The sequence below is a fragment of the Solibaculum intestinale genome, assembly GCF_040096205.1.
Classification (GTDB): domain Bacteria; phylum Bacillota; class Clostridia; order Oscillospirales; family Acutalibacteraceae; genus Solibaculum_A; species Solibaculum_A intestinale.
On the sequence record NZ_JBBMFD010000001.1, the window covers coordinates 50,060 to 64,091 of the forward strand.

Genomic DNA, 14,032 nt, shown 5'->3' on the forward strand with positions numbered 1-14,032 from the left:
ATTTTCATTGATGTATCAAAGCACGCGTGACAGCGGCGTAGCGGTATCCTCGGCCCAGGCCATTACCCAGGGCATCTCGGCGGACGGCGGTCTGTTCGTTCCCCAGAGCATCCCGGAGCTGACAAACGAAGAAATAAAGGCCCTGCTTCCCCTTTCTTATGTGGAGCGGGCAAAGGCAGTGCTTGCCAAGTTTTTGACCGATTTTACGAAGGAAGAGCTGGACGCTTGCGTATCGGGCGCCTATGCGCCGGGCAAGTTTGACGACGAAAGCGTCGCCCCTCTGGCGGAAATCGCTCCCGGCGTTTATATGCTCGAGCTGTGGCATGGCCCTACCTGCGCGTTTAAGGACATGGCTCTGCAAATGCTGCCCTTCTTGCTGACCACCGCTTCCAGGAAGACGGTGGGGGATAAGACCATCGTCATTCTGGTCGCCACCTCCGGCGACACGGGCAAGGCCGCCCTGGAAGGCTTCAAGGATGTAGATGGGACGAAAATCCTGGTGTTTTACCCCCAGGACGGGGTCAGCCCCATGCAGAAACTGCAGATGACCACCCAGGAGGGCGGCAATGTGGGCGTGTGCGCCATCAAGGGGAATTTTGACGACGCCCAGACCGGCGTAAAAGCCATCTTTACCGACGAGGCGGTGGCAAAGAAGCTAAAACAACACGGCATGCTCTTTTCCAGCGCCAATTCCATCAACTGGGGCCGTCTGGCGCCCCAGATCGTCTATTATATTTCTGCCTACTGCGATCTTGTCAAGGAAGGCAAGGTAACGTTAGGCGACCCCATCAACATTGTGGTCCCCACTGGAAACTTCGGCAATATCCTGGCGGCTTATTACGCCAAATCCATGGGCCTGCCGGTGGCAAAGCTTATCTGCGCGTCCAATTCCAACAATGTGCTCACCGATTTTCTGAAAACCGGCGTGTACGACCGCAACCGCCCCTTCTTTACCACCGTGTCTCCGTCTATGGACATTCTTATTTCCAGCAACCTGGAACGGCTGCTTTACGATCTGTCCGGCCGGGACGATAAGAAAATCCGCGGCTACATGGAGAGCCTTGCGAAAACCGGGCGGTACGAGGTGGACGACGCCATTAAAGCAAAGCTCAACGCCCTTTTCTGCGCGGGCTTCTGCGACGATACGGCCACCAAGGAAACCATCGGGGAGACCTTCCAAAGCCGCGGGTACCTGTGCGACACCCACACGGCGGTGGCGCTGCATGTCTACGAGCAGTATGTAGCGGATACCGGGGACAAGACCCCAACGGTCATCGCGTCCACGGCCAGCCCCTTCAAGTTCTCCGCCAGCGTCTTAGACGCGGTGGCGAAGGAGGACGTGACGGGAATGGACGAGTTTTCCAAGGTAGCGGAGCTTTCGAGATGCACGAAGCTGGAGGCCCCCCAGGCCCTCGCGTCTCTCAAAGACAAGGCCGTGCGGTTTGAAGATGTGTGCACCAAGGATACCATGGAGCGGGTGGTCCTCTCCATGTTGGGCATTTCCTAATATAGCGTTAGCTGCGGGAGCGGCGGTGGAATTTGTCCGCCGCTCCCGCTTTCCGGCTGCCTATTTGCGCTTGAAGGTGGCGCAGATGGTGTCGTTGGAGCTGACCGCGAAGGAAGGGCCGACGTTGATGTGGTCGGCGCAGCAGTACTTCTTCCCGTCGTGGTAGGCGCAGTTTTTCACGCTGCATTCAATGCCTTTGATGCAGTTGGCGGGCTGGATGGGTCTTTGTTCGCTCATGGAAAGCGCCTCCCTTGGCTTTTGTTGTGGTTGCGGGCTCTTTTTGGCTGCCCGTATTTATTTTTGCGGGAATGCGCCACATTATGCACAGGGGAGACATTTGAGATAAGGATGCGTTTATGTCATTGTTTGCGATTGCCGATTTGCACCTGTCCTTCGGAACTGATAAGCCCATGGATGTCTTCAAGGGCTGGGACAATTATGTGGAGCGGCTGGAAGAAAATTGGAGAAGGCTCATCGGCCCCGAGGATACGGTGGTCATTCCCGGGGATATTTCCTGGGCAATGAGTTTGGAGGAGGCAAAGGAAGACTTTGCCTTCCTGCACGCCCTGCCCGGAAAAAAGCTTGTAGGCAAGGGAAACCACGATTACTGGTGGTGCACCAAGCGGAAAATGGACACGTTCCTGGCCGACTGCGGGTTTGACTCCATTGAAATTTTGTTTAACAACGCCTTTGCCGTGGACAGCATTGCCGTCTGCGGGACGAGAGGCTGGTTTTTCGACGCCGCCAAAACCGAGGACCGCAAAATCCTTCTGCGGGAGGCGGGACGGCTGCGCCTGTCCATAGAAGAAGCGAAAAAGACCGGCCTTACGCCGGTGGTGTTTCTCCACTATCCGCCCCTTTACGGGGACGAGGTGTGCGAAGAGATCATGGAGGTTTTGCGGGAACATGAGATTCGCCGGGTATATTACGGGCATATTCACGGCCCCGGTTCCCGTCGGGCGGTGACAGGGCTGTACGGCGGGATGGATTTTCGCCTGATATCCTGCGACTACCTGGGCTTTCGCCCGGTGCTGGTGGAGAGAACACCGGCATTTTGACGCAAAATCACCGGAGGAACCGGGACAAAAGGGACCAATTTTCAGCCTTTTGCAGAAAGTGAAGAAAAGCGATGGCAATGTAAAAGACAGTGTGCTATAATAAGGGGAAAAATTGACGTATTAAAAAGTAGGAGGAAATAAAATGAGTCTGAAAGCAGTCAACAAGGTGGATACCAACCGCTATGAGCTGGAAATCGAGGTCAGCCCCGAGAGCTTTGAGGAAGCTGTTTCGAAGGCGTTTCGCAAGAACGCGTCGAAGATTTCCATTCCGGGCTTCCGCAAGGGCAAGGCTCCCCGCGCCTTCATTGAGAAGGTGTACGGCGAGAATTTCTTCTATGAGGATGCGGTAAACGACCTGTATCCCCAGGCTCTTGAGGCGGCGGTAGAGGAATCCGGCCTTGACCTGGTGGAGGATAAAATTGACACGGAAGTGGTCAGCGTCGGCAAGGAAGGCGTTGTATTTAAGTCGAAGGTTACCACCAAGCCCGAGGTGGAGATTTCCGAATATAAGGGCCTCAAGGCCACCCGTGCGGTCAAGCCGGTGACCGATGCGGATGTGGACGCGGAGCTGACCCGTTTGCAGGAGAGAAACGGCCGCATCGTTACCGTGGAGGACCGTCCCGCCCAGGAGGGCGACACGGCGGTCATTGACTTTGAAGGCTTTGTGGACGGCGTCGCGTTTGAAGGCGGCAAGGGAGAGGACCACGCGCTGGTGCTGGGTTCGGGCCAGTTCATCCCCGGCTTTGAGGAGCAGGTAATGGGCCACAGTGCGAACGATGCATTCGATGTGGACGTGACCTTCCCGGAGGACTACCATGCCAAGGACCTGGCCGGCAAGGAAGCCATCTTTAAGGTAAAGGTCCATGAGGTGAAGACCCGTGAGCTGCCCGAGCTGGACGATGAGTTCGCAAAGGACGTCAGCGAGTACGATACCCTCGACGAGCTCAAGGCCGATGTGAAGACCAAGCTGGAAGAGAAGGCCAACAAGTCCGCTGATGACCTGGTGGAAAACCAGCTCATCGACCAGCTTATTGAACGCATGACGGCGGAGGTTCCCGAGGCCATGTACGAGCGCCGCATCGACCAGGATGTAAACGATTTCGCCTACCGCCTGCAGAGCAGCGGCCTGGATTTGAACACCTACCTGCAGTATACCGGCATGGACATGGAAAGCTTCCGCAAGACCTTCCGCGACGTGGCCGAGCGTCAGGTAAAGGTGCGTCTGGCCCTGGAGAAGATCGCAGCGATGGAGAACCTGCAGCCCACCGAAGAGGAGCTGGAGGCCGAGTACAAGAAGATGGCGGAGAATTACCACATCGACTTTGACAAGGTGAAGAACGCCATCCCGGAAAAAGACCTGAAGATGGACCTGGCGGTGGAAAAAGCGGTGCAGCTTGTCAAGGACAACGCCGAGATCACCGAGGGCGAGTACAAGGAAGAAGAGCCTGACGAGGACGAAGAAACCGAGGAAGCGGCGGAATAATTTTTTGATTAAACCCGATTGCAGGCGTGAATACTACAAAAAGTCCGCCTGCTGTCTGGTAGGATAAAGGAAAGTATTTCAGGCGCAGCAGTATGCCACACCCGGCATACTGCTGTGCGTTCGTATTCCAATACAGAATGGGAGGATTCATCATGAGTTTAGTGCCATATGTGGTCGAGCAGACCAGCCGGGGCGAGCGCAGCTACGACATTTTTTCCCGCCTGCTCAACGACCGCATCATCATGCTCTCCGACGAAGTCAACGACGTGACCGCAAGCCTTGTGGTCGCCCAGCTCCTCTACCTGGAGGGCCAGGACCCGGATAAGGACATTGATCTGTATATCAACAGCCCCGGCGGTTCCATTACCTCCGGCATGGCCATTTACGATACCATGCAGTACATCAAGTGCGACGTTTCCACCATCTGCATTGGTATGGCGGCCAGCATGGGCGCGTTTTTGTTGGCGGCGGGCGCCAAGGGCAAGCGCTATGCCCTTCCCAACAGCGAGATCATGATTCACCAGCCTCTGGGCGGCGCCCAGGGCCAGGCCACCGACGTGCAGATCCACGCCGAACACATCATCCGCATCAAGGACCGGATGAACCGGATGCTTGCGGAGATGACCGGCCAGCCCCTGGAAACCATCAAGCTGGACACCGAGCGCGACAACTTCATGACCGCCGAGCAGGCGGCCGCCTACGGCTTGGTGGATAAGGTCATTTCCAAACGATAACATCCCTGGATCTTTATGAGGGGAGAAAGGTGTTCGGATGCCTAAGAACGACGAGAGAATCCTGCGCTGCTCCTTTTGCGGCAAGTCGCAGGACGAGGTAAAAAGGCTGATCGCCGGTCCCGGCGTTTACATCTGCAACGAGTGTGTGGACCTGTGCCAGGACATTCTGGAGGACGGGGATCTTCCGTCCCGCAGAAGCACAGCGGTGGAAAACCCACCGGTGCTGTTAAAGCCGCGGGAAATCAAGCACCTGCTCGACGAATACGTCATCGGACAGGACGAGGCGAAGGTGACGCTGTCGGTGGCGGTGTATAACCACTATAAGCGCATCTTCTTCAATAACGGCGGCACGGACGAAGTGGAGCTGCAAAAATCCAACGTACTGCTGCTGGGCCCCACCGGCGTGGGCAAGACCCTGCTGGCCCAGACTCTGGCAAATATTTTAAACGTCCCCTTCGCCATTGCCGACGCCACCACCTTAACGGAGGCCGGCTACGTGGGCGAGGACGTGGAGAATATCCTTCTGCGCCTGATTCAGGCGGCGGATTACGACATTGACAAGGCCGAGCGGGGCATCATCTACATTGATGAGTTTGATAAGATCGCCCGCAAGTCGGAGAACCCCTCCATCACCCGGGACGTGTCCGGCGAAGGGGTGCAGCAGGCGCTTTTGAAAATCCTGGAGGGCACGGTGTCCAACGTTCCTCCCATGGGCGGACGCAAGCATCCCCAGCAGGAGTTCATCCAGATCGACACGAAGAACATCCTCTTTATCTGCGGCGGTGCGTTCGACGGCCTGGAGAAGGTCATTGAAAAGCGGGTGCATTCGGCGGCTATGGGCTTCGGCGCGAACGTGGTGAGCAAGAAGGAAGTAAGCTCAGCGGCGCTTTTAAAGAGCGTCATTCCGCAGGACCTGGTGAAATTCGGCGTTATTCCGGAGCTGGTGGGCCGTGTGCCGGTCATCACCGCTCTCGACGCGCTGGATAAGGAAACCATCGTGCGCATCCTTTCCGAACCGCGAAACGCCATCTTAAAGCAGTATACCCGGATGCTCGAGTACGACGGAGTGACGCTTCAGTTCGAGAAAGACGCGATGGAAGCGGTGGCGGAAAAGGCCATGGAACTCAAAACCGGCGTGCGCGCTCTGCGTTCCATTATGGAAGGGGTGCTGTCCGACGTGATGTTCAACGTCCCCTCCGACCCGACGGTAGAGAAGGTCATCATCACGGCCGACTGCGTCAGAGGCAAGGCGGAGCCGACGCTGCTGCGCGATCCCAACAAAAAGCCCATGCGGTTGAAAATCCCGGCGAAAACCAAGCCCCGCAAGGATTCCGCTTCTTAAACGAAACTCAAAATCGCCCGCGCCCGGCGTGCTGCCCGGCGCGGGCTTTTTGCATACATACGGGAAATTGCGGCGTGTTTGGAAGAAAAAGTCGCCCAGGGCCGATTGAAAAAGTAATACAAATATGGTATAGTATTCTGACAGACAAGCGCCGGGCAATAGAAATAAGGCGAATCGACCAAATTGAATGGTGTTTTTCTGGTTATTCATACATTTTTCAAGAACCGGGGCGAAGCCTGTGCTATGATAGCAAGGAACCTGACGCACGTTTTTTCGCATACGACGCGGCGCGTACACGCGCCGGTTTGACTAGGGAGGTAACAATATGAGAGCCACGCAAAACGACGAGCTCCTTTTCCAATTGCCCATGCTGGCCCTCAGAGGACTTGTCCTTTTCCCGGATATGATGCTGCATTTTGATGTGGGGCGCAAAAAGTCCATTGAGGCGCTCAACGCCGCCATGGCGGACGAGCAGAAAATCTTTCTCGTGTCCCAGCAGGATATCAGGGTCGATGACCCTTCTGAGAACCAGTTATACAAGGTGGGCGTGGTGGCGAAAATCCGCCAGATCCTGCGCATGCCCAACGACAACGTGCGGGTGCTGGTGGAAGGCCTGTTTCGCGCCAGATGGGACCGGGTGGTCCGTGACCGTCCTTTCTTCTTGGCTGACGTGGAGGAGCTGCCCGACCGCAGAGCTCAGGACGAGGTCTATGCCTCCGCTCTGATCGCCGAGGTGCAGGACGCCTTCGACGTCTACGCAAACCTGACCAACAAACTGCCGCCGGACGTGATCATGAATGTGATCGCCGCACAGGATCCCGGCTATACCGCGGACTTCATCGCGTCGAACATCATGCTGCGCTTGGAGGACAAGCAGAGCATCCTGGAGGAGCGCCATCCCTTCAAGCGGCTGGAAAAGCTGATCGTGCTGCTTCGGAGGGAAAACGAGGTGCTGGGCGTCGAGCGGCAGATCCACGAAAAGGTGCACGAACAGATCGACAAAAACCAGCGGGAATATTACCTGCGCGAGCAACTGCGCGCCATTTCCAGCGAGCTTTCCGAGGGGGAGAACCCCCAGGAGGAGGCCGAGCAGTATAAAGAGAAGATCAAAGCACTGCATTTGAACGACGAGGTGGCCGATAAGCTCCTCAAAGAGGCCGACCGGCTTTACAAAATGCCCTTCGGCTCCCATGAAGCTACCGTGGTGCGCACCTATCTGGACACCTGCCTGGAGCTTCCGTGGAACAAGGCGACCAAAGAGAACTTCGACCTGGACGCGGCCCGCAAGGTACTCGACCGCGACCATTACGGCCTCGAAAAGGTCAAAGAGCGCATTCTGGAGCTGCTGGCGGTGCGCAAGCTCACCCAAGGGGTAGGGGGGCAGATTCTCTGCCTGGTCGGCCCGCCCGGCGTGGGCAAGACCTCCATCGCCCGGTCCATCGCCAAGGCCACCGGCCGCAAATATGCCCGGGTGTCCCTGGGCGGCGTGCGCGACGAGTCGGACATCCGGGGTCACCGGAAAACCTACATCGGCGCCATGCCCGGCCGGATCATCGACGCGGTGCGCCAGGCCGGGTCCAGCAACGCTATGATCCTCTTAGACGAGGTGGATAAGCTTGGAAGCGATTACCGGGGCGACCCCACCTCTGCTCTGCTGGAGGTGCTCGACGGGGAGCAGAACTACGCCTTCCGGGATCACTACATAGAGGTTCCCTTTGACCTGAGCAACGTCCTTTTTCTCACCACCGCCAACGATGCCCAGGCCATCCCTGCCCCTCTTTACGACCGTATGGAGGTCATTCCTTTAGGAAGCTATACCCACGAGGAAAAGTTCGCCATCGCCAAGAAGTATCTGATTCCCAAGCAGCTCAAAAAGCACGGGTTAAACAGCCGCCTTTGCCGGATGCAGGACGCCGCCATCCACCTGATGATCGACGGATATACCAGGGAAGCGGGCGTGCGTACCTTGGAGCGGACCATCGCCTCCATCTGCCGCAAATGCGCCAAGCGCATCGCGTCGGGAGAGGTCAAGTCCGTGTCCGTCACGAAGGCCGCGGCGGCCGAGCTGCTGGGCCCGCAGAAGTTTAAGACCGAGGACGTGCGCCATAAGGACGAGGTGGGCGTGGTTAACGGCCTTGCCTGGACCTCCGTGGGCGGCGAAACCATGCCGGTGGAGGTCGCCGTTTTGGACGGCAGCGGCAGGCTGGAGCTCACCGGTTCCCTGGGCGATGTGATGAAGGAATCCGCCCGGGCCGCCGTCAGCTACATCCGGGCTCATTGGTCCGAGCTGCAGGTGGACCATGAGTTTTATAAGAATAAGGACATTCACATCCATGTCCCCGAAGGCGCTATCCCCAAAGACGGGCCTTCCGCCGGCATCACCATCGCCACGGCGCTGGTTTCCGCTCTGACGGATACGCCGGTAAAGGGGGATCTGGCTATGACCGGGGAAATCACCCTGCGCGGCCGCGTCCTTCCCATTGGGGGGCTTAAGGAAAAAACCATGGCCGCTTTCACCCATGGGATGAAGACCGTTATTATTCCGGCGGAGAATGAGCCGGATCTGGAAGAGGTGTCCGAGCAGGTGAAAAGCGCCATCCGCTTTATCCCGGCCGAGACGCTGGATACGGTGCTTAAAAACGCACTGATTTCCCGCCCGGCGATTCATCCAACCAAGTCAAAACCGGCCGATGGTCCGGCAACTGCAGAAGTTATCCCGGACCTGCCCCATTCCAGGGCGGGCCTGGTAACCGAGAGAGGAATGTAGACGCATGTTACCCTTTCATGCCGCCGCCTTTGAGTCAGCCGCAGGCCGGCTCGACCAATTGCCCCAACCGAACGCGCCGGAGATCGCCTTTTCCGGCCGTTCCAACGTGGGCAAATCTTCCTTGATTAACAAGGTGCTCAACCGCAAATCCCTGGCACGGATCAGCGCCACACCGGGTAAAACCGTGACCATCAATTTCTATTCCCTGCCTGGCGCCCGGCTTGTGGACCTGCCTGGTTACGGCTACGCCAAGTCCTCCCAGAGTGAGAAAGCCCGCTGGTCGGGGCTGGTGGAAGGGTACTTTAACGCCGGCCGTCCTTTGCGGCTGGTGGTGCAGCTCATCGACATGCGCCATCCGCCCACGGCGGACGATCTAGGAATGCTCGACTATCTGCTGCAGACGGGAGCGCCTTTCCTGGTGGCGCTCACCAAGTGCGACAAGCTCAACAAAACCCAGCGGGCCCAGCGCCGGGCCTCGCTGGAAGAGGACCTGGCCTTTTGCGGCTCGGTCCCCATTGTGGAATTTTCCGCCGTCAAAGGGGACGGCGTGGAGGAACTGCGCGGGCTTTTCAGCGAAGCGGCCCAAGCGGTTTAAAGATTCGTGTTCCAAATGTTTAGGAGGGGTTATTCATGTTTGTTTCCGATTGCTTAGGGGTCAGCCCGGAGGGACATTTGACCATCGGCGGGTGCGATACGGTGGCTTTGGCCGCCAAATACGGCACGCCTGCGTACGTTATGGACGAGGGGAATATCCGTCAGAACTGCCGGCAGTTCAAAGCGTCCATCGACGAGTATTACGATGGCAACGGTCTGGTCCTTTACGCCAGCAAGGCCTTTTCCTGCAAGGAAATCTACCGGGTGGTGGCGTCCGAGGGCCTGGGGGCGGACGTGGTGTCCGGCGGTGAGCTGTACACGGCGCTCAAAGCCGGGTTCCCGGCAGACCGGATTTATTTCCACGGAAATAATAAGACTCGCGAAGAGCTCATCATGGCGCTGGACGCAGGGGTGCACCGCATCGTGGTGGATAACCTGACCGAGCTTGCCGTGCTCGACAAGCTTGCAAAGGAAAAGGGCAAGGTGGTGGACATTCTTTTCCGCATCAAGCCCGGCATTGACGCGCACACCCATGCGTTTATCCGCACCGGGCAGATCGACTCCAAGTTCGGCCTTGCGTTGGAAAACGGCGAGGCCATGGAAGCGGTCAGGGAAGCCCTTTCTTTTCAAAACGTGAATTTAGCCGGGCTTCACTGCCATATTGGTTCGCAGATTCATGAGATTGAACCCTTCGAGCTGGCGGCGGAAGTGATGCTCACCTTTATCAAGAAGATTTTCGATGAAACCGGATTCTTAGTCAAAGAACTAAACCTGGGCGGCGGCTTCGGCATCAAGTACACCGACGAGGACCGGCCTCAGAAATATACCGCCTACATGCAGCGGGTTTCGACGGTTGTGAAAAAGAAGGCGGCCCAGTTTGGCCTGCCGGTGCCCTTTGTGCTCATTGAGCCGGGCCGCTCCATTGTGGCGCCTGCGGGTATTACCCTGTATACGGTGGGGGCGGTCAAGGAAATCGCCGGGGTGCGCAACTATGTTTCCATTGACGGCGGCATGGTGGACAATCCACGGTACGCTCTGTATAAGTCCAGCTACGAGGTTCTGGTGGCCAACCGGGCGGCTGACCCGAAGGATTACATGGCTACCATCGCCGGGCGTTGCTGCGAAAGCGGGGACCTGATTCAGGAAAATGCCCGGATTCAAAAGCCCGCCCCGGGGGACATTGTGGCGGTGCTGGCCACCGGCGCTTACAACTATTCCATGGCGTCCAATTATAACCGCATCCCCCGTCCGCCGGTGGTGTTCGTCAAGGACGGGGAATCCCGGGTGGTCGTCAAGCGGGAAAGCTTTGAGGACCTGGTACAAAACGATCTTTAAGCGGTTGACAAACGGGATAAAGTGTGTTTAAATGAGTGACAATGGCGATGACGGGAAGAAGTAGCGTTTCCAGCGCGGTCAGAGCAGAGAGGTCCCCGGTTGGTGCGAGGGGGCCCCGCGGAACGTGAAGATACCTCCCAGCAGCCGCGGCGCGGAAGCGGGACGGGATTTGTCTCGTGGGTAGGCGCTGCCGCGTGGCGCGCGTTACCGCGCCGGGAGTTATTGTAAAGAAATGACTCCGTGAGGCCGTTTGCCGTGAGGCGGCGGCAAATAGAGGTGGTACCGCGAAAGATCTTTCGCCCTCTGTTTTGGGAAAAGCCCAAAACAGAGGGCTTTTTTCGTTTCAAATTATAATTGGAGGGAACGAACATGGGAGTTTTTGAAGAGCTCAAAGCCAGAGGTATGATTGCCCAGATGACCAACGAGGAGAAAATCCGCGATTTGCTGGAGAACCAGCAGGTGACGTTCTACATCGGGTTCGACCCCACGGCGGACAGCCTGCACGTAGGCCATTTTCTGCAGATGATGGTCATGGCGCACATGCAGCGGGCAGGGCACCGGCCCATCGCCATTCTCGGGGGCGGCACCGCTATGGTAGGGGACCCCACCGGCAAGACCGACATGCGCAAGATGATGACCCCCGAAACCATCCAGCACAATGCCGACTGTTTCAAGGCCCAAATGCGCCGCTTGATCGACTTTTCCGAAGGCAAGGCCATGATGCTCAACAATGCCGATTGGCTTCTGCCGCTTCACTACATTGATTTTCTGCGGGAAATCGGGGTGCATTTCTCGGTCAATAAGATGCTCACCTACGAGTGCTTCAAAACCCGGCTGGAGCGGGGCCTGTCCTTCATTGAGTTTAACTATATGCTCATGCAGAGCTATGATTTCTTAAAGCTCTACCAGGATCAGCACTGTGTTTTGGAGCTGGGCGGGGACGACCAGTGGGCCAATATCCTGGGCGGTATCGACCTGGTGCGCCGGGTCACCGGCAAAGAGGTCTACGGCATGACCTTTACCCTCCTGACCACCAGCGACGGGCGCAAAATGGGCAAAACCGAGTCGGGCGCTGTTTGGCTCGATCCGCAGAAGACCTCGCCTTATGAGTTCTTCCAGTACTGGCGCAACGTAGACGACGCGGATGTGATCAAGTGCTTAAAGCTCCTGACCTTCCTGCCCCTCTCCCAGATCGAGGAGATGGCCAAGTGGGAGGGAAGCCAGCTCAACGCCGCTAAAGAAGTTTTGGCCTATGAGGTGACCAAGATCATCCACGGGGAAGAAGAGGCCGCCAAAGCCAGAGACGCGGCCCGGGCCCTCTTCGGCGCGAAAGCGGACGCGGCGGACATGCCCTCCACCACCCTGACCCCGGCCGACTTTACCGACGGCGCCATCCTGGTGCCGGACCTGCTGCGAAAAGCGGGGCTCGTATCCTCCAAAGGGGAAGCCCGCCGGCTCATCGACCAGGGCGGCGTTTCCATCGACGACGAAAAGGTTACCTCGGTGACGGCGGCGGTCCTGGCCGCTCGGTTTGAAAAAGGCCACGTGATCGTTAAAAAAGGAAAGAAGGTCTTCCATAAGGTGCTTCTTTCCAAATAAACAGGAGGAGAACATGAAACAAAGAGGATGCAAACGATGCCTTGCGGCATTTCTTTCCCTCGTTCTGATCTTTGCCTTATCCGGCTGCGGCTTGTTTGGGATGAGCGCTTCCGAATACGTAAAGACCGCGTTGGAGCTGCAGTGTTTGGGCAAGGTCAAAGACTATGCAGAATATCTGGATATCACCGAGGAGCAAGCACAGAAACTCTATGAGGATGGCATCAAAGCGGAGGTCGATTATTTTACCGCTATTGTGGAAATTGAGGAGCTTTCGGATGCGGCAAAGGATCAATTTGTGGAGCTTTTCAAGGAAATTTACCGCCACTGTGAATTTGAAGTGGGATCCGAAACCCTCCTGAAAAAGAGCACGAAGACCTATCAGGTGGAGGTTACCGTCAAGCCCGTCAATTTGTTTACCCTTGCCGCCGAAGATCTGCGTACTTTATATACCAACACGACCGATACAAACGACGATGCCTATGTGGAAGGCGTTTTAAAAATTCTGCTGAAGCATCTGCCGAATATCAATAACGAGGAAGCGCAGGTGGTCGAAGCACAGGTACAGACGAACGTAGGCGGCTTGTTCTATCTGGACAACGAAAATGCCGAGAAAATCATCAGCGCATTGATTGATTACTCCTCTCTCGTCTCCGTCGAATAAAAAAAGAGCCTGGATATTTCCCAGGCTCTTTTTCTGTCTTAGCCGGGCCGTCCGGCAGCGAAATGGCCCTTCCGGGCCGTATCGTTTTCATTAGGTGCACAGCTCGTCGAGAGTGCCAAAGGTATATCCCTCTTCCTCCCATTTGGTCAGCAGCTCATCAAGAATTTCGCTGTTGGTTTTGGAAGTGCTGTGCAGCAGTACCACCGCGCCGGGATGGATTCGCGGCAGCAGCTTGGAAAACGCTTCTTCCTTAGTGGGCTGCTTATCTACGTACCAGTCCACATACGCCAGACTCCAAAAGACGGTCTTGTACCCAAGCTCGTTTGCCATCTTCAGGTTGTTTTCGCTGTATTTTCCCTGGGGCGGCCGGTAATACTTCTTCATTTCCTGGCCGGTGGTCTCCTGATAGAGAGCCTCCAGAGAACGGATTTCTTCTTGGAAGGATGCCGCATCGGAAATCTTGGACATATCCGGGTGATGGAAGGTATGATTGCCGACAATGTGCCCTTCCTCCACCATCCGTTTGACCAGATCCGGGCTTGTCTGAATGTAATTGCCCACCACGAAGAAAGTGGCTTTTACGTTGTGCTTTTTCAGGGTATCCAAAATCGCGGGCGTATAGCCGTTTTCATAGCCCGCGTCGAAGGTCAGATAGATTACCTTACTGTCCGGGCTGCCGCAGTAATAAGCGTTGTTGGCCTTAAGCGCCTCGGCGCTTGCATTGCCCACCGGCGTCTTGCCGTTTTCCTGAAAGCTCAGGCCCCAGTTTGTGTTGGCCGCAGCGGTAGCGGTGACGCTCTGGCTCTGCGCGAATCCCCAAATCACCGGCACTGCGATGAGAACCAGACAGCAGGCCAAGGCGATGAACAATTGTTTTTTGCGAATGACCAGTACCATACGGATTTTCACCCTTTCCCTTCTTCTCGTTTTGCATTCGAAAACACTCTATTCC

Annotated in this window: 12 protein-coding genes; 10 read left to right on the forward strand and 2 right to left on the reverse strand. The window is 56.7% G+C overall.

Annotated features, from left to right (window positions below):
• The first annotated feature begins 7 nt into the window (after positions 1-7).
• Positions 8-1,507, forward strand: coding sequence for a threonine synthase (gene thrC / locus WMO26_RS00245; protein WP_349217504.1), 1,500 nt, complete (start codon positions 8-10; stop codon positions 1,505-1,507).
• A 60-nt stretch (positions 1,508-1,567) separates the two neighbouring features.
• On the opposite strand, the gene WMO26_RS00250 is transcribed toward thrC, so the two are convergent.
• Positions 1,568-1,744 (reverse strand): DUF1540 domain-containing protein, encoded by a 177-nt coding sequence (locus WMO26_RS00250; RefSeq protein ID WP_349217505.1) that lies wholly within the window; start codon positions 1,742-1,744, stop codon positions 1,568-1,570.
• Between the two features lie 119 nt (positions 1,745-1,863).
• Between WMO26_RS00250 and WMO26_RS00255 the strand changes: the two genes are divergently transcribed.
• From WMO26_RS00255 to WMO26_RS00295, 9 genes are all read left to right on the forward strand, one after another.
• On the forward strand, positions 1,864-2,565 hold the full coding sequence (locus WMO26_RS00255; protein ID WP_349217506.1) for a metallophosphoesterase: 702 nt from the start codon (positions 1,864-1,866) through the stop codon (positions 2,563-2,565).
• Positions 2,566-2,707: 142 nt separating this feature from the next.
• On the forward strand, positions 2,708-4,048 hold the full coding sequence (gene tig, locus WMO26_RS00260; RefSeq protein WP_349217507.1) for a trigger factor: 1,341 nt from the start codon (positions 2,708-2,710) through the stop codon (positions 4,046-4,048).
• Between the two features lie 152 nt (positions 4,049-4,200).
• A complete protein-coding gene (gene clpP / locus WMO26_RS00265) occupies positions 4,201-4,782 on the forward strand; it encodes an ATP-dependent Clp endopeptidase proteolytic subunit ClpP (protein ID WP_349217509.1) in 582 nt (193 codons plus the stop codon).
• A gap of 37 nt (positions 4,783-4,819) precedes the next feature.
• Positions 4,820-6,124 (forward strand): ATP-dependent Clp protease ATP-binding subunit ClpX, encoded by a 1,305-nt coding sequence (gene clpX, locus WMO26_RS00270; protein ID WP_349217510.1) that lies wholly within the window; start codon positions 4,820-4,822, stop codon positions 6,122-6,124.
• 325 nt (positions 6,125-6,449) lie between these two features.
• Complete coding sequence (lon, locus tag WMO26_RS00275; protein WP_349217512.1) at positions 6,450-8,891, forward strand: endopeptidase La; 2,442 nt, start codon at positions 6,450-6,452, stop codon at positions 8,889-8,891.
• 4 nt (positions 8,892-8,895) lie between these two features.
• On the forward strand, positions 8,896-9,486 hold the full coding sequence (gene yihA / locus WMO26_RS00280) for a ribosome biogenesis GTP-binding protein YihA/YsxC (RefSeq protein ID WP_349217514.1): 591 nt from the start codon (positions 8,896-8,898) through the stop codon (positions 9,484-9,486).
• Between the two features lie 35 nt (positions 9,487-9,521).
• Entirely contained in the window at positions 9,522-10,820 is a 1,299-nt protein-coding gene (gene lysA, locus WMO26_RS00285; RefSeq protein WP_349217516.1) for a diaminopimelate decarboxylase, read from the forward strand.
• 369 nt (positions 10,821-11,189) lie between these two features.
• On the forward strand, positions 11,190-12,419 hold the full coding sequence (gene tyrS, locus WMO26_RS00290) for a tyrosine--tRNA ligase (RefSeq protein WP_349217518.1): 1,230 nt from the start codon (positions 11,190-11,192) through the stop codon (positions 12,417-12,419).
• A 13-nt stretch (positions 12,420-12,432) separates the two neighbouring features.
• Positions 12,433-13,080, forward strand: a complete 648-nt coding sequence (locus tag WMO26_RS00295) for a hypothetical protein (protein WP_349217520.1) — start codon at positions 12,433-12,435, stop codon at positions 13,078-13,080.
• A gap of 90 nt (positions 13,081-13,170) precedes the next feature.
• Here the strand turns inward: WMO26_RS00295 and pdaA are convergent, their stop codons facing one another.
• Positions 13,171-13,977 carry a delta-lactam-biosynthetic de-N-acetylase gene (gene pdaA / locus WMO26_RS00300; RefSeq protein WP_349217523.1) on the reverse strand — a complete coding sequence of 269 codons (807 nt, stop codon included), beginning with the start codon at positions 13,975-13,977 and terminating at the stop codon, positions 13,171-13,173.
• Positions 13,978-14,032 lie beyond the last annotated feature (55 nt).